Source organism: Pleomorphomonas oryzae DSM 16300 (assembly GCF_000422965.1).
Classification (GTDB): Bacteria; Pseudomonadota; Alphaproteobacteria; order Rhizobiales; family Pleomorphomonadaceae; genus Pleomorphomonas; species Pleomorphomonas oryzae.
In genome coordinates this window covers 364087-386754 of sequence record NZ_AUHB01000002.1, presented here as the reverse complement: position 1 = coordinate 386754, position 22668 = coordinate 364087, and the positions used below count along the sequence as shown (strand labels likewise).

Annotated in this window: 18 protein-coding genes; 5 read left to right on the top strand and 13 right to left on the bottom strand. The window is 64.4% G+C overall.

Annotated features, from left to right (window positions below; genetic code table 11):
- Positions 1-135: 135 nt before the first annotated feature.
- Together fmt and truA are read left to right on the top strand one after the other, a co-directional pair.
- Entirely contained in the window at positions 136-1068 is a 933-nt protein-coding gene (gene fmt, locus G522_RS0104640; RefSeq protein ID WP_026790027.1) for a methionyl-tRNA formyltransferase, read from the top strand.
- A gap of 5 nt (positions 1069-1073) precedes the next feature.
- On the top strand, positions 1074-1814 hold the full coding sequence (gene truA, locus G522_RS0104635; RefSeq protein WP_026790026.1) for a tRNA pseudouridine(38-40) synthase TruA: 741 nt from the start codon (positions 1074-1076) through the stop codon (positions 1812-1814).
- Positions 1815-1867: 53 nt separating this feature from the next.
- Here the strand turns inward: truA and G522_RS0104630 are convergent, their stop codons facing one another.
- Positions 1868-3442 (bottom strand): OpgD/OpgG family glucan biosynthesis protein, encoded by a 1575-nt coding sequence (locus tag G522_RS0104630; RefSeq protein WP_026790025.1) that lies wholly within the window; start codon positions 3440-3442, stop codon positions 1868-1870.
- Between the two features lie 130 nt (positions 3443-3572).
- Between G522_RS0104630 and recD2 the strand changes: the two genes are divergently transcribed.
- Entirely contained in the window at positions 3573-5768 is a 2196-nt protein-coding gene (gene recD2 / locus G522_RS0104625; protein ID WP_026790024.1) for an SF1B family DNA helicase RecD2, read from the top strand.
- A 287-nt stretch (positions 5769-6055) separates the two neighbouring features.
- Positions 6056-8302: a 1,4-alpha-glucan branching protein GlgB gene (gene glgB / locus G522_RS25635; protein WP_084632761.1), complete on the top strand. Its 2247-nt coding sequence runs from the start codon at positions 6056-6058 to the stop codon at positions 8300-8302.
- Positions 8303-8335: 33 nt separating this feature from the next.
- On the opposite strand, the gene dapE is transcribed toward glgB, so the two are convergent.
- From dapE to rpmH, 9 genes are all read right to left on the bottom strand, one after another.
- Positions 8336-9523 carry a succinyl-diaminopimelate desuccinylase gene (gene dapE, locus G522_RS0104615; RefSeq protein WP_026790023.1) on the bottom strand — a complete coding sequence of 396 codons (1188 nt, stop codon included), beginning with the start codon at positions 9521-9523 and terminating at the stop codon, positions 8336-8338.
- Positions 9524-9594: 71 nt separating this feature from the next.
- Positions 9595-10458 carry a 2,3,4,5-tetrahydropyridine-2,6-dicarboxylate N-succinyltransferase gene (gene dapD / locus G522_RS0104610; RefSeq protein WP_026790022.1) on the bottom strand — a complete coding sequence of 288 codons (864 nt, stop codon included), beginning with the start codon at positions 10456-10458 and terminating at the stop codon, positions 9595-9597.
- A gap of 303 nt (positions 10459-10761) precedes the next feature.
- Positions 10762-12603 carry a DEAD/DEAH box helicase gene (locus G522_RS0104605; protein WP_026790021.1) on the bottom strand — a complete coding sequence of 614 codons (1842 nt, stop codon included), beginning with the start codon at positions 12601-12603 and terminating at the stop codon, positions 10762-10764.
- 116 nt (positions 12604-12719) lie between these two features.
- A complete protein-coding gene (locus G522_RS25630) occupies positions 12720-13415 on the bottom strand; it encodes a pyrimidine 5'-nucleotidase (protein WP_051228316.1) in 696 nt (231 codons plus the stop codon).
- Positions 13415-14287: an acetylglutamate kinase gene (gene argB, locus G522_RS0104595; RefSeq protein ID WP_208396016.1), complete on the bottom strand. Its 873-nt coding sequence runs from the start codon at positions 14285-14287 to the stop codon at positions 13415-13417. Before argB ends, G522_RS25630 begins: the two co-directional genes overlap by 1 nt.
- Positions 14288-14427: 140 nt before the next feature.
- Positions 14428-15078 carry a ribosome biogenesis GTP-binding protein YihA/YsxC gene (gene yihA, locus G522_RS0104590; RefSeq protein WP_026790019.1) on the bottom strand — a complete coding sequence of 217 codons (651 nt, stop codon included), beginning with the start codon at positions 15076-15078 and terminating at the stop codon, positions 14428-14430.
- 204 nt (positions 15079-15282) lie between these two features.
- Complete coding sequence (yidC, locus tag G522_RS0104585) at positions 15283-17094, bottom strand: membrane protein insertase YidC (RefSeq protein ID WP_026790018.1); 1812 nt, start codon at positions 17092-17094, stop codon at positions 15283-15285.
- Positions 17091-17540 carry a ribonuclease P protein component gene (gene rnpA, locus G522_RS25625; protein WP_051228315.1) on the bottom strand — a complete coding sequence of 150 codons (450 nt, stop codon included), beginning with the start codon at positions 17538-17540 and terminating at the stop codon, positions 17091-17093. Before rnpA ends, yidC begins: the two co-directional genes overlap by 4 nt.
- 13 nt (positions 17541-17553) lie before the next feature.
- Positions 17554-17688 (bottom strand): 50S ribosomal protein L34, encoded by a 135-nt coding sequence (rpmH, locus tag G522_RS0104575; protein ID WP_026781973.1) that lies wholly within the window; start codon positions 17686-17688, stop codon positions 17554-17556.
- Positions 17689-18086: 398 nt separating this feature from the next.
- Here rpmH and G522_RS25620 point away from each other — a divergent pair, with 398 nt between their 5' ends.
- Complete coding sequence (locus G522_RS25620; protein ID WP_051228313.1) at positions 18087-19535, top strand: sensor histidine kinase; 1449 nt, start codon at positions 18087-18089, stop codon at positions 19533-19535.
- Between the two features lie 66 nt (positions 19536-19601).
- Here the strand turns inward: G522_RS25620 and nagB are convergent, their stop codons facing one another.
- The 3 genes from nagB to G522_RS25615 all read right to left on the bottom strand — a co-directional run bounded on the left by nagB (position 19602) and on the right by G522_RS25615 (position 22655).
- Positions 19602-20348: a glucosamine-6-phosphate deaminase gene (nagB, locus tag G522_RS0104565; protein ID WP_026790017.1), complete on the bottom strand. Its 747-nt coding sequence runs from the start codon at positions 20346-20348 to the stop codon at positions 19602-19604.
- Between the two features lie 118 nt (positions 20349-20466).
- Entirely contained in the window at positions 20467-21675 is a 1209-nt protein-coding gene (locus tag G522_RS0104560) for an ROK family transcriptional regulator (RefSeq protein ID WP_026790016.1), read from the bottom strand.
- Positions 21676-21767: 92 nt separating this feature from the next.
- Positions 21768-22655 carry a helix-turn-helix transcriptional regulator gene (locus G522_RS25615; protein ID WP_051228311.1) on the bottom strand — a complete coding sequence of 296 codons (888 nt, stop codon included), beginning with the start codon at positions 22653-22655 and terminating at the stop codon, positions 21768-21770.
- Positions 22656-22668: the final 13 nt, after the last annotated feature.

Sequence of the window (22668 nt, the reverse complement as noted above, 5' to 3'; positions counted from 1 at the left end):
CTTTCGCGCTCCGCGCGGGCGCCGCTTGGCGCCGGAAGCCGCTTTCGCGGCTTCAAAGGGACGATACCCCCGTAATGCTTGACGGCGCTGCCCGCATGGTATGAAAGGCGGGCAGAACAATGTCACGGGGTCGAAATGCCGCTCAGGGTCGTCTTCATGGGAACGCCCGACTTCTCGGTGCCGGTGCTCGACGCCGTTGTCGGTGCCGGTCACGAGGTGGTCGCCGCCTATACGCGCGCACCGAAGCCGGCCGGGCGGGGTATGGAGTTGAGGCGCTCGCCCGTCCATGCGCGCGCCGACGCGCTGGGCATTCCGGTGCTGACGCCCAAAACGCTGAGGAACGAGGAGGCACAGGCCACCTTCGCCGCTCACAAGGCTGACGTTGCCGTCGTCGTTGCCTATGGACTGATCCTGCCGAAACCCGTGCTCGACGCTCCCCGCTTCCACTGTCTCAATCTTCACGCCTCGCTGCTGCCGCGTTGGCGCGGCGCCGCACCGATCAACCGTGCCGTCATGGCCGGCGATCCGGAGTCCGGCGTCATGGTGATGAAAATGGAGGAAGGGCTCGATACCGGCCCGGTAGCGCTGACCGCCCGTGTTGCCATCAGTCCGGACATGACGGCCGGCGAGCTCCACGATGCGCTCTCGCCGATCGGGGCTGCTTTGATGGCTGAGGCGCTCGGCAAGATCGAGGATGGCTCCATTGTCTTCTCCCCCCAGGGTGAAGACGGCGTCATCTATGCCTCGAAGATCACCAACGAGGAGACGCGCGTCGACTGGCGGCTGGCCGGCTCGGCTGTGCATGACCACGTTCGCGGCCTATCTCCCTTTCCCAGCGCCTGGTTCGCCGCCGATCTCGGCAAAGGCGAGGAACGGGTGAAGCTCATCCGCAGCGAACGGGCTGAGGGCTCGGGCGCGGCCGGCACGTTGCTTTCGGCCGATGGCATCGTCGCCTGCCGCGAGGGGGCGGTACGCCTCGTCACGGTGCAACGCGCCGGCTCGAAGGCGATGGCCTTTGCCGATTTCATGCGCGGCGCCCGCCTCGCTCCCGGCTTCAGGTTCGGCTGACCGCAATGCCTCGCTACCGGCTTCTCATCGAATATGACGGCACCGGCTTTTCCGGCTGGCAATCGCAGGCCGAGGGAACCGGCATTCAGGATTATCTGCAGCAGGCGATCCTGAGGTTTGCCGGCGAGCCGGTGGTTATCAAGGGCGCCGGCCGTACCGACGCCGGCGTGCACGCGCTCGGTCAGGTCTGCCATTTCGATATCGGCAGACCCTTGCGCACCGACACCATTCGCGACGCCGGCAACGTGCACCTTCGCCCGCATGCCATCACCATCGTCTCGGCCGAGGAAGTGCCGGAAACCTTCGATTCCCGCTTCTCGGCCATTAAGCGGCACTATCGCTATCGGGTATTTGCACGGCGGGCGCCGCCGACGCTGGAACGTCATCTCGTCTGGCACGTGCATGCCCCGCTCGACGTGGCACGTATGGCGGAGGCAGCCCAAGTGCTGATCGGCCGGCACGACTTCACCACCTTCCGCTCATCGGACTGCCAGGCGAAGAGCCCGATCAAGACGCTCGATCAGCTCGACGTGGTCGAGGCCGGTGACGAGATTCATTTCCTGGTGTCAGCCCGCTCGTTCCTGCACAATCAGGTCCGCTCGATGGTGGGAGGCTTGCGAAAGGTGGGCGATGGTCGCTGGACGGCCGCCGACCTCAAGGCCTCGCTGGATGCTGCCGATCGGTGCGCCTGTGCGCCGGTGGCCCCTCCGGAAGGACTCTGCCTGATGCAGGTCGATTACCGATAAACAAAAGGCGGGAAGTTTCCTTCCCGCCCCTTCAAATTGCTTTTTCGCTCAGCTCACTTCGGCCATGTGAAGGTCGACGGCAGGTGCTGGTAAAGCCAGGTCTCGGTCAGCGTCTTGTCGCCGGCACGCAGGTAGAGGCGCATGTCGACCGGGCTGGGACCATCGCCCTTGAAGTCGAACACGGCGCGCCAGCGGGTGGTGCCCACCACCGGCAGCGTGTAGACGCCCGAGATGGAGCCGGAGGACGCGGAGACCACCGCCTCGACGCCCGTCGACTGATCGCAATTCTTGAGGTCGCCACCGTCGAAATCGATCACGTATTTGACGACACCGGCCGGGCGAACCTGACCGGGCACGCCGCCAAAGCCGAGACGCGTCGAGTAGACGTAGCCAACCGACGCGGGACGCGGTTCGTCCTTGCCCCAGGTCAGCCGATAATCGAAGGCGATTTCACTACCCTTGCTGGCTGGTTCCGCCGGCAGCCAGTAGGCGACGATGTTGTCGTGGATCTCGTCGTCCGTGGAAATCTCGACGAGCTGCACGGCGCCATCGCCCCATTCGCCCTTCGGCTCGACCCACACCGTCGACCGCTTCTCGTAGAACACGCCGTCGTCCTGATAGTCCTCGAAATTGCGGTCGCGCTGGCAGAGGCCGAAACCCTTGATGTTCTTGTCGACGAAGGTCGACGTCATGACATTCACCGGGTTGTTGAGCGGCCGCCAGACACGTTCACCGGCACCATTCCAGATGGACAGACCATCCGAGTCGTGGATTTCAGGCCGCCAGTCGGGCGCCCGCTGACGGTTGGTCTCGTCATACCAGAACATCGAGGTCAGAGCCGCGATGCCGAAGCGGGCGATGTCCTCGCGCGGGTAGAATCGAACGGCCATGTCCATGACCACCGTCCGGTCCTCGTCGCGGCTGACGTCCCAACGCACTGCGCCGGAAACGCGCGGCCCCTCGAGGTCGGCATAGATGGCGAACTGGCCATCCTTGGAGGCGCCGAAATAGAAGTTGGTAAAGCGCGGGAATTCCTCCGGCGTCGGCATGGCAACGTCAATGGCCAGCGCGCGGGCGGACAGACCATACTGGTCGAGCGCGCCCGACGAGCGGAAATAGGCGGCGCCGAGGAAAGCCAGCCAGTCGCGCTGGCCGGTCTCGTCCATGACGCGGAAGCCGGCGAAGCCGATGTCGCCAGGCAGGTCGGCCGCCGGGTTGTCCTTGGGGATGGTGAAATAGTCGGGCGAGTAGAGCACTTCCTGCGCCTTGTCACCGTCCACCAGGTAGATGCCGACCGGCAGCTTGAAGTAACGGCCCAGATGGAAGAAGCGCAGCGGCGCCTTGCCGCCAGCGGCCTGCACCGTATGGTCGTCCTTGAACTTGATCTGCCAATGCCTGTCGTAGTCGATCGCCTCCAGCGCATCGAAGGCGCGCGGCACTTCCGGCACATAGGGGGCGGCGGCGCGCTCCTTGGCAGCAGTCATCAACTTGCTGAACGAGAAGGGCTTGGACTTGCCGAGCCTGGTCGACGCCTCAACGGCGCGAGCCTCGGTCACGGAAAGACTCGGGACGAGCCCGAGGGCGGCCAACACGGCCAGGAGGTCACGGCGGGTAAGCTCGGACGACATGAGAGGGTTTTCACTCCGACGAAGATTGCCCCCTATTTTGCCGGCTGCTGCCGGATCGAGGCGCGACGGGCGCGTATATAGACCGATCAAGGCTCGACGAACAGTGGGTGAACACTGCATAACTGATGCGATGATTGATGATTCCCGACCATCCGACCCCTCGGCCGAACGCCTGTTCGAGCGCCTTGCGGGCACAGTGGAGCGCGTGACCTTCCACAATGAGGAAAACGGCTTCTCGGTGCTGAAGGTACGCGTGCGCGGTCGCAAGGATCCGGTCGCCGTCGTCGGCCATGTTCCCACGATCGCAGCCGGCGAGAAGATCGACGCCGAGGGCCAGTGGATGACCGACAAGGTCCACGGCCTGCAATTCCGCGCCGACCGCATCGAAACCAACGAGCCGACTGGCAAGGACGCGGTGATTCGCTTCCTTGGGTCCGGCCTGATTTCCGGCGTCGGGCCGGCCATGGCCGAGCGCATCGTGCAGGTGTTCGGCGCCAAGGCGCTCGACGTCATCGAGAACGAACCGATGCGGCTCGTCACCGTTCCCGGTCTCGGCAAACCGACCGCCGCCCGCATTGCTGAGAGCTACCGCGAGCGCAAGGCAGTCAAGGACGTGATGATCGCCTTCCAGGACAAGGGCATCGGCACGGCGCGCGCCGTCGCCATCTGGAAGGTTCTGGGGCCGGAAGCGGTGAAGCTGGTCGAGGAAGATCCTTACCGTCTCGCCCGCGAGGTGCGTGGTATCGGCTTTGCCGGCGCCGACGAAATTGCCGAGCGGTTCGGTATCAACCGATCCGCGCCGGAGCGGATCAGGGCAGGTATTGCCCACGCCATCGAGAGCGCCGCCGACGACGGCCACACTGCCGTGCCGCGCGCCGACGTGATCGAGCGGGCTGAGCGGCTGCTGGGAGTCGACGCCGACATTGTTGCAACCGAAGTCGAGGGGGCGATTGCCCAGGGCGATGTCGAGGCTTTTGACATTGACGGCACGGCCTTTCTGGCGGTCCGCCGCCTCGCTCGCTTCGAACGCGCCGTCGGTAGCCGCCTGAAAGCCCTGGTCGAGGGACGCCCGCCCTGGGGCAAGATCGACGTCGACGCCGCCGTCGATCACTTCGAAACGCGGAAAGGCATGCATCTCAGCCCGTCGCAGCGCGAGGCGCTGGCGCTGGTGGCCGGCGCCAAGGTGTCGGTGATCACCGGCGGTCCCGGCGTCGGCAAAACGACGCTGCTAGAGGCGCTGCTGGCCACGATCTCGGCCGCCAAACTCACGGTGGCTCTCGCCGCGCCGACCGGCCGCGCCGCCCGCCGCATGGCCGACCAGGCGGGGCGCGAGGCGAAGACCATCCATCGCCTTCTGGAAATCGACCCGACCACTGGCGGTTTCAAACGTTCCGCGTCCGAGCCGCTGGAAGCCGACGTGGTGGTGATCGACGAAGCGTCGATGGTCGACGTGCCGCTGATGGCGGCGCTGGTCGAGGCTGTCCCACTCAACGCCGCGCTGATCCTGATCGGTGACGTCGATCAGTTGCCGTCGGTTGGGCCGGGGCAAGTGCTCGCCGATATCATCGCCTCGGGTCTGGTGCCGGTCGCCCGCTTGACGGAGATTTTCCGGCAGGCCGAGGAAAGCCGGATCATCGTCAATGCTCACCGCATCAATCATGGCGAATGGCCCGAGCCACCGCCCTCCGGCGAGCTCGCCGATTTCTATGTCATCGAAGCACGCGGCGCCGACGATGCATTGGCCAAGATCCTGGAAGTCGTCGGCAACCGCATCCCACGCCGTTTCGGGCTCGACGCCATGCGCGACGTGCAAGTGATCACGCCGATGCAGAAGGGCATCTGCGGCGCCCGCAATCTCAATGATCGCCTCGCCGAACTCTTAAACGGCGCGCCGCTCGACCGCATCGAACGATTCGGCCAGACCTACGCCACCGGCGACAAGGTGATGCAGATCGAGAACGACTATGATCGCGACGTGTTCAACGGCGACCTCGGCATTCTGAAAAGCATCCGTCAGAAGGAAGACGAGATCGTCGTGTCCTTCGATGGTCGCGATGTCAAATACGGGCTCGAGGACCTTGAGGCGCTGACGCGCGCCTATGCCATCACCATCCACAAGAGCCAGGGGTCGGAATATCCGGCAGTGGTGATCCCGCTATTGCGCGATCATACCATCATGCTGGCCCGCAATCTCCTCTACACGGCGGCGACGCGCGGTCGTCAGCTCGTCGTGTTGGTGGCCGAGCCAAGAGCGCTCGAAATGGCGCTCTCCGGCGATCGAACTCGGCGCCGCTTCACCCGTCTCAAATCGATGCTGTCCGGCTGACCTCTGGAGGTCGCTTCGCTTCACGCCCGTTGTCGCTCGATCTCCGCCGGCAAGTTCGACACGGGAGTGAACCATCGGCCTCGTAAAAGGTTGACCTTCCGCGATCGGCTTTGGGGCAGATGGCTGGTTGGTCGGTGTGTTTTGCAGCTTGTGCTCCTCAGGCGGGGATCGGAAGCCATCGATGGCGGCTCCGGACCACCACTTTGGTTGGTCAGAAAGCCATTTGCCCTCGCTGGTGCTTACGCGTAACGTCTTGGGAACAGCGATCGAATTCGGGAGGCGGGTCGATGGTGGATCTCGGGGTGCGTGAGGGACTGACGGACGGTGCAGTCCGGGCGATCACCGAGGGAACCCACGGCGATCCCTTTGCCATTTTGGGGCCACACCGGGTATCCGGCGCACGCACGGCGATACGCACTTTCAAACCCAATGCCCGCGCCATCACGCTGATTTCCGCCGATGGGCGCAAGCTTGCCGACTTCCAGCACGTTGAGGGTGGTCTGTGGGTGGCGTTCGCGCAGGGCGATCCAGGCCTCTATCGTCTGCGCGTCGAGTGGCCGAACGGCAGTCATGAGGCGGAGGATCCCTATTCCTTCGGGCCGTTGCTCGGCGAGATGGACGTCTACCTGCTTGCCGAGGGGCAGCACCGATACCTCGCCGACACGCTGGGGGCGGTGGTCACCGAGGTGGGCGGCGTGCCGGGCGTGCGTTTTGCCGTCTGGGCGCCCAATGCCCGGCGCGTGTCGGTCGTCGGCAACTTCAACGTCTGGGATGGCCGCCGCCATCCGATGCGGCTGCGTCGCGAATGTGGCGTCTGGGAGCTGTTCATTCCGCGCCTTCCCGCTGGCGAGGCCTACAAATACGAAATTATCGGGGTCAGCGGCGAACTCCTGCCGGACAAGGCGGACCCGGTTGCCCGGCAGTATGAGTTGGCGCCGGCCACCGCATCCATCGTCACCGACCCCAAGCCATTCGAGTGGCATGACGCCACCTTCATGCGCAACCGCGCCGCCTTCCAGTCGAAGACGGCCCCCTTCTCCGTCTATGAAGTGCATGCCGGCTCCTGGCAGCGGCCGGACGGTAAGCCCGTTACCTGGCGCTTCCTGGCCGAGCACCTTGTCGCCTACGTGAAGCATATGGGCTTCACCCATATCGAGCTGCTGCCGATCATGGAGCACCCGTTCGGCGGCTCCTGGGGCTACCAGCCGCTCGGTCTGTTTGCGCCGACGGCCCGCTACGGCTCACCGGCCGACTTCGCCCGTTTCGTCGACGCCTGCCACGAGGCGGGCATCGGCGTCATCCTCGATTGGGTGCCGGCGCATTTCCCAACCGATGCTCACGGCCTGGCGCATTTCGACGGCACACCACTCTACGAGCATCAGGACCCGCGCGAGGGTTTCCATCAGGACTGGAACACGCTGATCTACAACTTCGGGCGCACCGAAGTGATCGGCTTCCTGGTGGCGTCGGCGCTGGAATGGCTGAAGCGCTTCCATATCGACGGTCTCCGGGTCGATGCGGTGGCCTCGATGCTCTACCGCGACTATTCGCGCAAGCCGGGCGAATGGATCCCCAACAAATATGGTGGCCGCGAAAACCTGGAAGCGGTGTCCTTCATCAAGCATCTCAACGGCGTCATCGCCCATGAGGTGCCGGACGCGCTGATGATCGCCGAGGAATCCACCGCCTGGCCGGGCGTTACCGCTCCGCTTGCCGATGGCGGCCTCGGCTTCGCCTACAAATGGAACATGGGGTGGATGCACGATTCGCTCGACTATTTCGCGCTCGAGCCCGTCCATCGCAAATACCATCACAACCAGCTTACCTTCGCGCTGATGTACGCCTACTCCGAGCGCTTCGTGCTGCCGCTCAGCCACGACGAGGTGGTGCATGGCAAGCGCTCGATCTTCGGCCGCATGCCCGGTGACGAGTGGCAGCGCTTCGCCAACATCCGCGCCTACTACGCTTTCATGTGGACGCATCCGGGCAAGAAGCTGACGTTCATGGGCAACGAGATCGCCCAGGGGCGCGAATGGAACAACGACGGCACCATTGACCTCTGGCTGGAGAGCCGGGCGAACAATCTCGGCGTTCAGCGGCTGACGCGCGATCTCAACACCCTCTACCGGGCCGAGCCGGCGCTGCACGCCCGCGATTTCGACCCGGAAGGCTTCCAGTGGATTGTGGTGGATGACAACGAGCAGTCGACACTCGCCTATATGCGCTGGGGCTTCGAGAAAGATGCACCCTGCCTCGTTGTCGGTAACTTCACCCCCGTGCCACGTTCGGGCTATCGGGTCGGCGTGCCGCGCGCCGGGAAGTGGCGCGAGGTGTTCAATTCCGACGCCGAGATCTACGGCGGCTCCAACATGGGCAACAAGGGGCGGCTCACGGCCAACAACACGCCCAGCCACGGCATGAACTTCTCGCTCGACCTGACCTTGCCGCCACTCGCCGTCGTCATCCTACGCTGGGATGGAGAAACGCCAGCCGCGGAACCGAAAGCGGCCAAGAAGAGCAAGGTGCAGAGCTGAGATCTCTAGAGGTGGGAGGCCGATGAGGCCTCCCTATTCAGCGAAATACCTGTCCAGGAATGATCTGTAGATCGCCTTCAGGCGACGAAGGTCGTCGAGCGCTACGTTCTCGTCGACCTTGTGCATGGTCTGACCGACGAGACCGAACTCGACGACCGGGCAGTAGTTCTTGATGAAGCGTGCATCCGATGTGCCGCCGGTGGTGGAGAGTTCCGGCCGGCGGCCGGTGACCGTCTCGACCGCGTCCGACAGGCCTTCGATCAGTGTGGCGTCGTGGGTCAGGAAGGAGACGGCGTTGGTCGGCTCGAACGTCAGCTCATAGGCAAGCGGCGCCGGCCGGCCGGTCCGAAGCGGCGCCGTCTCAACGGCACGCCGCACTCGCCCTGAAATCTCTTCGTGCAACGCCTCGACCGTCCAGATGTCGTTGAAGCGGATGTTGAAGGCGATCTCCACCTCGGCCGGCACGACGTTGGTGGCACGATTGCCCGTTTCCACCGAAGTGACTTCCAGATTGGACGGCTGGAAGCGCTCGTTGCCGGCGTCGTAAGCTGGGTCCATCAGCGCGGCAATGACCGAGGGCGCGACGCGTAGCGGATTGTCGGCGAGGTGCGGATAGGCGACGTGGCCCTGAACGCCCTTCAGCCTGACATAACCCGACAGCGAACCGCGGCGGCCGACCTTGACCATGTCGCCGAGGGCTTCGGGATTGGTCGGCTCGCCGACGATGGCGTGGCTGAAGCGCTCGCCGCGCTTGGCCGCCCAGTCGAGAAGCTTCACCGTGCCGTTGATCGACGGCCCTTCTTCGTCACCGGTGATGAGAAACGAAATGCGGCCGCCGAAATCGCGACCATTTTCCTCGATGAAGTCCAGGACGGCGGCGGCGAAGGCGGCGATACCGCCCTTCATGTCGACGGCGCCGCGACCGTAGAGCCTGTCACCCTCGATATCTCCGGCAAACGGGCCATGGCTCCAGAGCTCAGGCTTGCCGGGCGGCACCACGTCCGTATGGCCGGCGAAGGTCAGGTGGCGATTGCCGGCGCCAATGCCGGCGAAGAGATTCTCGATATCGGGCGTACCCTGGTCGCTGAACACCGGGCGGTCGACCGTGAAGCCTGCTGGCGCCAGCAGGCTTTCGAGGAAAGCGAGCGCCCCGCCCTCAGCGGGTGTCACCGACGGGCACATCAACAGGTCGCGAGCGATAGCGACGGGATCGTGGGGCATGTCCCCTCCTCAAACGAAAACGGCCGGCAGTCTCCTGCCGGCCGTTCGGATAGCACGGATTCGCTTGTGGGTCAGTCGCGGAGCAGCTCGTTGATCGAAGTCTTGGAGCGTGTCTGCGCATCGACCTTCTTGACGATGACCGCGCAATAGGTCGACGGGCCCCAGTTCTGGCCAGGCAGCGGTTTGCCGGGGATCGAGCCGGACACCACCACCGAATAAGGCGGCACCTTGCCCATATGAATCTCGCCGGTGGCGCGATCGATGACCTTTGTCGACTTGCCGATGAAGACACCCATGGAGATTACCGAGCCCTGGCCGACCACGACGCCCTCGACCACTTCGGAACGAGCACCGATGAAGCAGTCGTCCTCGATGATGGTCGGGCCGGCCTGCATCGGCTCCAGCACGCCGCCGATGCCGACGCCGCCGGACAGGTGGACGTTCTTGCCGATCTGGGCGCAGGAGCCGACGGTGACCCAGGTGTCGACCATGGTGGCGGTATCGACATAGGCGCCGAGGTTGACGAAGGACGGCATCAGCACGGCGCCAGGGGCGATATAAGCCGAGCGACGGACGATGGCACCAGGCACGGCGCGGAAGCCGGCGGCCTCATAGGCGGCGGCGTCCATGCCTTCAAACTTTGAGGGCACCTTGTCCCACCAGGCGGCACCACCGGGGGCACCTGATATCAGCGCCGTCGGCGTCAGGCGGAAGGAGAGCAACACGGCCTTCTTGAGCCACTGGTTGACGACCCACTCGCCGTCGATCTTTTCGGCAACGCGTGCCTTGCCGCCGTCAAGCAGATCGAGAGCGGCCTCAACGGCATCGCGCACCTTGCCTTTGGTCTCCTGCGTGACGGAGGCGCGATCCTCCCAAGCAGCGTCAAGGGTGGCGGCGAGGTCGGCGTAGGCAGCCGTGGCGGCAGTCTCGGTCATGATGGTCTCCGAATGGGCCATGCAGGATTGGCATCGGGTTCGTGCTTTAGGGGTTTTGCGCGGCGCGCGCAACAAAAGCGGCGGCTGACGGACCAAGACACTGCACGCTGCCGAACCGGCTCCTCGAAAGGCGGCACGCGCGACGCTAGACAACTCAGGTCAGGAAAAGTTTCTCCGCTTCAAAGCCTTATCGCCGCCACCACGGGAGAACCGACGGCTTTCGCCGCGAAAGGGCCGATCCGACCACCGCAAGCCGAGGCGTGCATAAGTATTATCACGTCCGGCTTTGCAGATGACCTGTGATCAGCCAGCCTTTCGGTCTTTCTTCTTGCCCTTATACGGCGGCTTGCCATCGCGCGGCTCCTTGTAAGGTGCCTTACCGTCGCGCGGCGCATCCTTGTAGGGCGCCTTGCCGTCACGGGGGGCGTCCTTGTAGGGCGGCTTGCCATCGCGCGGCGGCCTGGCCTTGGCCTTCGGACGGTCGTCCTCGCGCCGAGGCTTGTCCTTGCGGGGGCCTGCCGGACTCGCTGTTGGCGGGCCGTCGGCGCGGAAGATGATGACATTCTCGTCGTTGCCGGCGGCGGCCAGCCGCTCCATGGCGGCAATACCGCCCGGAGCCACTTCGGCGAAAGTCTCGCCATCGGCGAGGCGGATGGCGCCGAAGTCGCGCCCCTTGAGACCGGACTGACGGCACAAGAAGGCGAGGATGCGCTTCACCTCGGCACCGTCGCGACGGCCGACCGACAGACGGAACCAGGCGGAGCCTGTGAAATCGACCGACTCGCGAAGCTTCGGCCGCTCAGGCGCGTCGGCGCGCCTGGACTTGGGCTCGACGGGATCGCTGATCTCTTCGGGCGACGGCAGACGGGTGCGGGCCAGGCGCACGAAAGCAGCGGCCAGTTCTTCGGCCGTCCGCCCCTCGGCGAGGCGGCTGGCGAAGGCGCGCTCGTCCTCGCCAATCTCTTCGGTAAGCACGGGATCGGCGAGCAGGCGTTCTTCATCAAGCTTATGGATCGTCTCGGCCGACGGTGCTGCCTCGGAGAACAGCTCGATGCCGGCGCCGGCCAGCAGGCTCTCGGCGCGGCGGCGACGGTTGGATGGCACCAGCAGCACGGAGACACCCTTGCGACCAGCACGGCCGGTGCGGCCGGAGCGGTGCAGCAGCACTTCACTGTCGTGCGGCAGATCGGCGTGGATGACGAGGCCGAGGTCGGGCACGTCAAGTCCGCGCGCCGCCACGTCAGTGGCAACGCAGACGCGGGCGCGGCCGTCGCGCAGCGCCGACAGCGCCTCGTTGCGCTCGCCCTGTCCCATCTCACCAGAGAGAGCCACCACGGAGAAGCCGCGCTCGAGAAGCGCGCCAGTCAGGCGTTTCACGCCCTCGCGCGTACCGCAGAAGACGATGGACGTCGTCGCATCATGAAAGCGGAGAAGGTTGACCACCGCCTTTTCGATCTCGTGCGGAAAGACACGAACGGCGTGGTAGTCGATGTCGGCGTGAACCTCGCCATCCTCGGCGACGTCAACGCGCGTCGCATCCTTGCGCATGAAGTCGCGGGCGAGGCGGACGATGTCGGCCGGCAAGGTTGCCGAGAACAGCAGCGTCTGGCGATCGGTGGGGGCGGCACCGAGCAGCTTCTCGAGATCTTCGCGGAAGCCGAGGTCGAGCATTTCATCGGCCTCATCGAGAACGATGGCGACCGCGTCGGTCAGATCGAGATTGCGACGATCGAGATGGTCGCAAAGGCGGCCAGGCGTACCGACGACGATATGAGCACCCTGCGCCAGCTGCCGCTGTTCGCGGCGCGGATCCATGCCGCCAACGCAGCAAACCAGGCGGGCGCCTGTCTCGTCATAGAGCCAGGCCAGTTCGCGTGCCACCTGCAGCGCGAGTTCGCGGGTGGGCGCGACGACGAGGGCGAGCGGCTTTCCGGCCGGGCCGAAAAATTCGGCTGGGCCAAGAAGGCGTTCGGCGAGCGCCATGCCGAAGGCAACGGTCTTGCCGGAGCCGGTACGGGCGGACACCAGCATATCGGCGCCGGCGAGTTCCGGCGCGGCAACGGCCGATTGAACGGCGGTGGGATCGGCGTAACCACGGGCGGCGAGCGCTCGCGCCAACGCGGGATGAGCTTGAGAAAAGGACATGGGCTTCCTGGGAGGGGACGCGCGGACAACGGCGGCGGCCGGCACGGCGCGAGAAAAAGGAGCCTTCTCATACAGGCGAAAGGCTCATTTCACCAGCCCCGACAGCGCATGGCTCGTCAGCTGCGAAGCGCGTCCGCGATTTGGCTCAGAAAGTCTGAAAGATCGGCGGTGACGAAGTCGGCTGGGGACGCATCAGGGCGTGGTTTGGTGCGGCCGACCACGAGAACGGTGCGCATGCCGAGGGTGCGCGGCACGACGAGGTTGCGCGGCGTATCCTCGAACATGGCGGCGGCCGTCGGTTCGATGGAAAAGCGGGCGAGGAAGGCGGCATAGGTCGCCTCGGCCGGCTTGGGCAGATAACCGGCATCGACGATGTCGAACATACCATCAAAGCAGTCGTCGATACCCAGTCGAACCAACGTTTCTCCGGCGTGAGCGTGCGTGCCGGACGTCAGAATGAATTTGCGGCCCGGCAGGCGGGTGAGAGCCGCGGAGAGCGCCGGATGCGGCCCCAGCACCGAACGATCGACGTCGTGAACCTCGGCGAGGAACTCGACGGGATCGACGCCGTGTTCCTCCATCAGGCCGCGCAACGCCGTGCCGTACCGAGCCGCGTAGTTTCGCTGCAGGGCGGCGGCCTCCTCGCCGGTGGCGCCAGTCACCCGCGCCGTGTAGGCGCGGATGCGGCCGATCACAGCGGTGAAGACGCCGCTTTCCGGTGGGTAAAGCGTGTCATCGAGATCGAAGATCCAATCGCGCACGCCGGCGAAGACGGAGAGGTCATCACCAGCGGGCGGTTGCTCTTTCCGCATCAGCGGCGGATCAGCGTGCCGGCGCCGGTCTCGGTAAAGATCTCCAGGAGGACGGCGTGCGCCGTCTTGCCGTTGACGATCACCGCCGCATCGACACCGCGCTTCAGCGCATCGAAACAGGTCTCGACCTTGGGGATCATGCCGCCGGAAATGGTGCCGTCGGCGATCAGCGCCTGCGCCTCGGCGCGGGTCAGTTGCTTGAGGAGCTGCCCGTTGCGATCGAGCACACCCGGCACATCGGTCAGGAACAGGAGGCGGGCGGCGTGCAGCGCACCGGCGATGGCGCCGGCGAAAGTGTCGGCGTTGACGTTGTAGGTCTCGCCGTCGACACCGGGAGCGACGGGCGCCACCACCGGGATCAGGTCTTCCTTGGCGACCATATCGAGCACGGCCGGGTTGACCACCTTGGGCTCGCCGACAAAGCCGAGATCGATCACCTTCTCCATCTCACTGTCGGGATCGCGCATGGTGCGCGTCGCCTTCTCGACGGTGACGAGATTGCCGTCCTTGCCGCAAAGGCCGAGCGCCCTGCCACCCTCGGCGTTGAGAGCCGAGACGATCTGCTTGTTGATGGAGCCGGCAAGCACCATCTCGACGATTTCCATCGTGGCGCGGTCGGTGACGCGCAGGCCGTTCTTGAACTCGCTCTTGATGCCGAGCTTGTCGAGCATCGCGCCAATCTGCGGACCGCCGCCGTGGACGACGATCGGCTTCATGCCGGACTGCTTCAGGAGCACGATGTCACGGGCGAAGGCGCGGGCGAGATCCGGATCGCCCATGGCGTGGCCGCCGTACTTCACCACGATGGTCTTGTCGTCGTAGCGCTGCATGTAGGGCAACGCCTCGGAGATGATGCGGGCACGCGACAGCATCGCTTCGGTGGATTCGGGCGTTGTCGTATTCATGGCGGCCTCGGCGTCGGTTGGATCGACAAGGCCTATAGCCGATCGAGGGGCAAGGCTCAACGGCAGAACCACCGGCTGCCTGACCCGCAACTGCCTAAAATGACGGCTCAGGCGCCGGCGAGCAGGCGCGAAATCGCTGCGCGGAGATCGTCGACGCCGGCGCCTTTTTCGCTCGACGTGGCAATGACCTCGGGGAAAGCCGCCGGCCGCTTGCGAATGCGCTCGGCCGTCTCGGCGAGCACCTTGTCGATACCGCCGGGCTTCAGTTTGTCAGCCTTGGTCAGCACGATCTGGTAGGAGACGGCCGCCTTGTCGAGCAGCGTCAGCACGTCCTCGTCGTTCTTCTTGATACCGTGGCGGGCATCGATCAGCACGTAGACTCGCCGGAGATTGGGCCGGCCGCGCAGGTAATGGCGGATCAGCGCGTTCCAGACGTCGACCTTCTCCTTCGGCGCCTCGGCGTAACCGTAACCGGGCATGTCGACGAGCAGGAGACCGGCCTCGACTTCCGGCCGAAACAGGTTGAGTTCCTGTGTGCGACCCGGCGTGTTGGAGGTGCGGGCAAGACCTTGCTGGCCGGTCAGCGCATTGATGAGGCTCGACTTGCCGACGTTGGAACGCCCCGCGAAGGCGACCTCGATGGTGCCGGCGATCGGCGGCAGGTCGTCCGCCTGCGCCATGCCGCGGACGAAGGTCCAGGGCCGGGCGAACAGAAGGCGCGTCGCTTCGGGATCGATCGCAGTGCGGGTCTCGTCCATCGTGGCAGTTCCTGTCGGCGGCGGGCGGTCCTCGCCCTCCCAGAGCGCTGTTCGATCCGATGAAATCAGATCGGCGCTCTAGGTTCATGTCTGGAAAGCATCATCTTTTCGATCCTCATTTCATTCCGGTCGGATGATGCTCTAACGGAAACGGACCGGCTTGGTATAGCCGGTCCGCCTAATCTACGAGCTTTGCCCGCGATTTCAGCCAGCCTTTGGCTTTTTCGCGAATGTACTCTTGAGATTGTCGAACAGCTCGATCTTGACGCCGTGCTTCTTCATGATCAGCGACTGCTGCAGGATCGACAGCGTGTTGTTCCACGACCAGTAGATCACCAGCCCCGCCGGGAAAGCCGCCATCATGAAGGTGAAGATGATCGGCATGTAGGTGAACAGCATCGCCTGCGTCGGATCGGGCGGCGTCGGATTGAGCTTCATCTGCACGAACATGGTGACGCCCATGATGATCGGCCAAATACCGAGCATCAGCATGTGCGGCGGCGTCCAGGGAATGAGCCCGAACAGGTTGAAGATGGTGGTCGGATCTGCAGCCGAGAGATCGTGGATCCAGCCAAAGAAGGGCGCGTGACGCATTTCGATGGTCACATAGAGCACCTTGTAGAGCGAGAAGAACACGGGGATCTGCACCACGATCGGCAGACAGCCGGCCAGCGGGTTGATCTTCTCCCGCTTGTAGAGTTCCATCGTCTCCTGCTGCTGCTTGACCTTGTCGTCCGGGTACTTGGCCTTGATGTCGGCCATGGCCGGCTGCAGCATCTTCATCTTGCTCATCGACGCGTAGGACTTGTTGGCGAGCGGGAAGAAGACGGCCTTGACGATCAGAGTGACCAGCAGGATGGCGATGCCGAAGTTGCCGACCAGCTTGTAGAGATAGTCGATCAGCCAGAACATCGGCTTGGTGATCCAGTAGAACCAGCCCCAGTCGATCAACCGGTCGAACTTGACGATACCAAGATCCTTTTCATAGGCATCGACGCGGGCCACCGTCTTGGCACCGGCAAACACGCGCGTCTCGGTGGCAGCGGTGCCACCGGCCGGAACCTGCAGCGGATCGCGAAGGTAATTGGCCTGGTAGGTGTCGATATTGCCGGCCAGAGCCCAGGAGAAGCGGGGCTGGAAGGTGGTGCCGCCATCGGGAATCAGCGCCGTTGCCCAGTACTTGTCGGTGATGCCGAGCCAACCCTCGGTAACGGGAGCAGGCTTCACGCCTTCGCTGTCCTTGAGGCTCTTGTAGGTCGCCTCGGTGAGTCCCTCGCTGCCGAATACGCCGAGCAGACCCTCGTGAATGACCCAGGTACCCGGCACCTGCGGCGTGCCATAGCGCGTGACGAGCCCATAGGGATAGACGGTTGCGGCGGTCGCGGTATTATTGGCGACGCTGTCCTTCACCGTGAACATGGCGTGGTCGTCGACGGAAATCTCGCGGGTGAACACGAGGCCGGCACCGTTGTCCCAGGTCAGCTTCACCGGGGTCGCCGGCGTTAGACGGGCGCCCTCAGGAGCCGTCCATACCGTTTCGGCACCCGGCAGCGTGACGCTGCCGCCAGCGGGGGCCATGAAGCCGAACTCGGCATAGTAGGCATCGTTGGTGCCGAAGGGATTGAGAAGCTTCACGAGCGGCGACGTGGGCTCGATGGTCTCGTGGTAGAGCTTCAGCGACAGGTCGTCGAGACGAGCACCGGTAAGGCTGATCGAGCCGGTCAGTTCCGGCGTGTCGATGGCAACGCGCTGGCTCTTGGCAAGCGCCTCGTCACGGGAGACGAAGGCCGCCGTCGTGTTGAGACCGACCGTCGGGGCCGCGCCACCTTCTGCGGTGGTGCCGCCAGCCGCTTTGCCATCCGTGGCCGGAGCGGTTTGGCCGGTGGACTGCTGCTGGGCGGCCTGCTCGGCGATCTGCGCCTTCTCGAGCCGGGGACCGGCGACAAAATACTGCCAGCCTAGCAGCACAGCCAGCGACAGGGCGATGGCCAGAATCATATTGCGGTTTTCGGTCATGGACCTGCTTCTTCCTCGCTCGGCGCCGGCTTCAGCGCCTCCTTGCCGCCGCGCGGCCCCGTCTTTGCGGAGGCCGCAGCGCGAACGGCGCCGACCACTTCGGCAACCAGATCGGAAAATGGCATCTCAAGTGCCGGACGACGGCCAACCAGCACGAAATCGCGCCCAGGATCGGCGGCCGCGGCACCGGCGAGCCGGACCGCTTCCTTGAGACGGCGCCGGATGCGGTTGCGCACCACGGCGTTGCCCATCTTCTTGGTCACCGTGAAGCCGAAGCGGGCATCCGCCTCGACCGTCTCCGCCGCCCCTTCGGATCGGCGGATCGATTGCAGCAAAAAGCCGCGCCGGGGCGTTCTGGCACCCCGGGCGACTTTCACGTAGTCTTTTCGCTTCTTCAGCCGCTGCATGTCAGGCGCCTCGCGAGCCAGACGGCCGGCGTCCGCCATGGACGAGGGCCGATTACGCCGACAGACGCTTGCGCCCCTGGGCCCGGCGGCGGGCGATCACCTTGCGGCCACCAGCGGTGGCCATGCGCGCACGGAAGCCGTGACGGCGCTTGCGAATGAGCTTGGACGGCTGATAAGTCCGCTTCATGGTCGTATGCCCGCCCAGCGGGCCCCTCGTTCTGGCGGCTTTCCGGCTTCGGAACGGCTGACGCCCCGCCTTCGGATAGCTCGTGTGTCTCAACTGGGAAATCGGCCACGGCACATGCGGCCAAGCCGGCCGAAAGACCGGTGGCGCCCTTCCGATCGGAGGCGCTTATACGGGACGGATGGTAGCTCGTCAACGCATCAATGCCAAGCAAGCCGCCTGAAGATCGCCGGCTTCCCGGCCTTTCTGTCGGCTACTGACAGCTGCGGGCATTCCGACACGCTAAGATAGCGGCAAATATGGCAACGCGACAGAATTTTACCTTATTTCGGACGCGGGCCTCTTCCAATTCTCTCGCGAAGCGACAGATAGAGAGCATTCTTTTTTCGGAACCCTCCATAATGGTCCAGACTGACACTTCCGGCGGCTTTACCAAGCCGCATTTTCCGGCCACTCACACCTTCAGTCTGTCCTTCAAACTCCTGATCTTCACGATTCTCTTCGTGATGTTCGCGGAGGTGCTGCTGTTCGTGCCGGCCATCGCCAACTTCCAGCGCAACTATATAGAGTCGAAGATACGTACTGCCGGCATCGTCGCCCACACGCTGACGACGTATCCGGAAACGGCGCTACCGCGCACCATTCAGGCCGACCTGCTCAACCGGCTCGATGCCTATGCCGTCGCCGTTCGCTCGGCCGGCATGAAACAGCTCGTCGCCATGGCCGACGCACCGCCGACCGTTACCCGCAGCATCGATTTCGACAATCAGCAGACCCATGGCATCGTCATGGAAGCGATCGACACGATGATGTTCGGTGGCGATCGCACCATCCGCGTCACGGGCAACTATGACGGCGAGGGGGAAATCGAGGTGGTGTTTTCCGAAACCCACCTCCGGGACGAGCTTCTGCATTTCGCCGGCCGACTGCTTCTGGTGTCGTTCCTGATCTCAGCCTTCGTCGGCGTGCTGGTGTTCTTCTCCATCCAGTATCTGATGGTCATCCCAATGCGGCGCCTGGGGAAGTCGATCTACAAATGGTCGCAGGAGCCTGAGAGCGACGCCTATCTGGTCCGCTACGGTGGCCGGACCGACGAGATCGGCCGCGCCGAGTTTGCCGCCGCCACCATGCAGCAGCGCATCCAGGAGCTGTTCAAGCAGCAGAAGCGGCTCGTCGAGCTGGGGCTCGCGGTGTCGAAGATCAACCACGACCTCCGCAACCTGCTCGCTTCGGCCCAGCTGATCTCCGACCGCCTGACGGCCATTCCGGATCCGTCGGTGCAGCGCTTCGCGCCCAAGCTGGTGTCAGCCATCGATCGGGCGATCAACTACTGCCAGTCGGTGCTGGCTTATGGCAAGGCGCAGGAGGCGCCACCGTCGCGACGGCTTCTCTCGCTGTCGCGCCTCGCCACCGACGTCGCCGAGATGACCGGCCTCGTTCATCACGCCAGCATCGAGTGGGTCAACGCGGTTCCGGAAGATCTGGAAGTCGATGCCGACTCGGATCAGTTGTTCCGGGTGCTGCTCAATTTGGTCCGCAATGCCGCACAGGCGCTGGAACAGTGCAAGGACGACGCGGTGGTCCGCCGGCTCACCGTCTCTGCCGAGCGGGATGGCACCAAGGTGAGCATCCGCGTTTCCGATACCGGCCCTGGCCTTTCGGAAAAGGCACGAGAATCGCTGTTCAAGCCGTTCTCCGGCTCGGTGCGGTCCGGCGGCACCGGTCTCGGACTGGCCATCGTGGCTGAGTTGGTCAAGGCGCACGGCGGCACCATCAGCTGCCTCGACGGTGGCCCTGGTGCCACCTTCCTGATCGAGATCCCCGACAGGCTGGCGCTCGCCGCCGCGTAAGAGACAAAAAAGCGGCGGCACTGCCAACACAGTGCCGCCGCCTCATTTTCCGTATGGATCGGACGATTACTCCGCCGCCAGACTTCCGCTGGCCACGCCGGCCCCGCTTTCGGCATCGAGCCACCAGCTGACATTGGGATGGCGGCGCAGCGCGGTGGCCGGGCAGTCCGGCGTGATGTCGCCGAGGAGCGAGGCACGCACCGCGTCGCGCTTGGTCGCGCCGGTGGCCAGCACGATGATTTCCCGAGAATCAAGAATAGTACCGATACCCATGGTCATGGCCTGGGTGGGGGGCAGCGCGCCGCCGAAGAAGGCCGAGTTGGCTTCCAGCGTCGATTTCTCGAGATCGACCACGCGGGTACGGGCGGCAAAATCGGCACCTGGCTCGTTGAAACCGATATGGCCGTTACGGCCGATGCCCAGGAGCTGCAGGTCGATGCCGCCGGCCTCACGGATCATCGCCTCATACCGGCTGCCGAAAGCCTTGGGATCGGCCACCAAGCCGTCGGGCACGAAGGTCCTGCTCTTGTCGATATCGACGAGATCGAACAGCTGGCTGTCCATGGTCGACCGATAGGAACGCGGGTCCACCGGCGGCAGGCCGACATATTCATCAAGATTGAAGGACGTTACGTTGGCGAAGCTGATCTCGCCGGCCCGATGAAGCGCGACCAGCCGTTCGTAGACGGGTTCCATGGTGACGCCAGTGGCAAGACCAAGCACGATCTTCGGTGTCGCCTTCAGACGCTCGGCGATGCGATCGGCCACGGCATAGGCCGCTGCTACGGTCGTCGGAAAGTGTTTGACCTGCATCCTGAACTCCATCGAGCGGCGACCGACAATTTGGCCAGCCGAAACCATCCATCTCACTAAGATGATGGCGATGGATAATTAGTTCGTCAAGATGCCGAACATAAAATTTGGATGACGGTCAGCCGTGCGCGCCCGTGGGCAGCCGCAGGGGCATCGGCAGATCCGCCGGGCTGAATAAAAGGTTGTGCGCCTGATTGAGGGCGATAGCCACGGCGCCGGTCAAAGCTGCCCGGGCGCCGAGAACGGACACTTCCACTGCAATGGGCCGATGACTGACGCGAGGCAGTTCGTCCCTTATCCGCTCCACCACGCCCGGCAGACAGCCGACAATGCCGCCAACCACAATCTTCTTGGGCTCGAGCAGTGCATGGACGGCCATCATCGCCAGCGCGGCCGTATGGGCGGCATCGCGAGCCACAGCAACGGCGGCGGCATCTTCCCCTTGTTGGGCGGCCGCGAAGATATCGCTGGATGACAGGGTGGATGCACCGCCAAGCGCCCGATAGCGCTCGCGAATACCACGTCTGCCGATAGCGCTTTCAAGAGCCCCACGCTTCAGGCTATCGGGAGCGACGGGGTCGTTGCCGATCGGCAAAAAGCCGATTTCACCCGCAGCGCCGCTGGCGCCACGGATCAGTCGGCCGCCGGTAAGAGCACCGAGACCGATGCCGGTGCCGAGCGAAACGAAGGCCACCTCGTCGACGCCTACGGCGCAGCCGGTCCAGGATTCGCCGATCACCGCCGCATTGATGTCGTTCTCGATGACGACGGGGCAGCCAAGCTCGGCCGACAGCAGGGTGCGGACATCAACGTCGCCGAGCCCCTCAAGGTTGGGCGAAAGCGACAGGCGCCCGCTCTCCGGCTCGACAACGCCAGGCATGGCCACGGCTGCGACCAGAACCTTCTGGCGCTCAATGCCGGCGCCAGCGATGAGTTCGCTCGCCAGCTTGCCGAGAGCCGAAACCAGCGCGGTTCCCGAGAGCTCGTCCGATGGGGCTTCGACCGAGGCGAGAACGTCGCCGACGATATTGGCCAGCGACAGGCGCAGCGAAGTCGCGCCCAGCTCAGCACCGATGACGTAGCCGGCCGAGGGATCGACCTCGTAGATCACCGCGGCCCGACCGACCGTTCCCGAGGTGACGCCCTTGACACGCACGAAGCCGCCGCTCTCCAGCACGCGGATGACTTCCGACATGGTCTGCTTGGACAGGCCGGTGATCTTGGCGAGAGCAGCCCTGGAGGTGGCGCCAGAGTTGAGAAGCACATCCATGACGGCGCGCACCGAGATCTGGCGCAGCACCGGCGTTGCGGTATCGTCTGGGATCATCGGGCTGGAAGTCTCCGTGGGAGCGTCATCACGGGATCGATCCATACACCCAAATGCAGGCGTTCACAGCCCTTCCTCGCGGCGGTCAATGCTTATGCCTTGACCGCCGCCCCAGCCTGTACCGAATTTCTGTATTCGGTCGGCGTCCGGCCGACCACCTTCTTGAACACCTTGTAGAAGTAGTTGAAGTCGTTGAAGCCACAGCGCTGGGCGATCTGCGACAGGGGCAGATCGTATTTCTCCAGCATGAACTTGGCTTTGCCGATCCTCACCTGCGTCAGGTAATCGGAAAAGGTCGTGGCTCCCTGTTCGCGAAAGACGCGGGAGAAGTAGTTGGGACTGATGCGCAGGTGGGCGGCCACCGTGTCGCGGGTGATCAGCCGATCGAAATTCTCCTCGATATAAAGACAAGCCGCGCGGAAGAAAGCCGACGATTGCCTGTCTTCCTCCGGCATCGGGTTGGCGATCAGCCGGCGGGAATACTCGAGGACGGCCTGCGCCAGCAGACGAGCGTCGAGACTGGTCGCTCCCGCATCGTCGCGATGACTGGCCATGGCATCAACCATGTGCTGCAAAGGCCCGTTGCCGGGGATCAGGCAATTGCGCTTTTCCACCGAGACGAAACGCCGCTCGTCGGCATTCCAGCGCACCAGGCTGACACCGAGATGGGTGGCGCCGAACAACAGGCTCAAGACCTCGACGTCCTTGTCCCAGAGCGGTTGGTTCCAGCAATTGCCCGGCACGACCAGCGCATCGCCCGGTCCAAGCTCGCTCTCGACGATCCGGGCGGCGCGGTCGCAGAGAAGGTTGGTATAGGTGCCGGCGATCACGAACTCGAAGCGCGCAAACTGCACTTGCAGCGCGCCGAGCGGCGGTGCGGCGGCGTCCAGACCGAAGACGATGCGTTGCGGCCAGCCTGCTGCGGCGGGGAGCGCATCTCCACGGGCAAAATCGTCGAGCGTCACGTTGGCATGCAACATGGGGCGTCTCCTC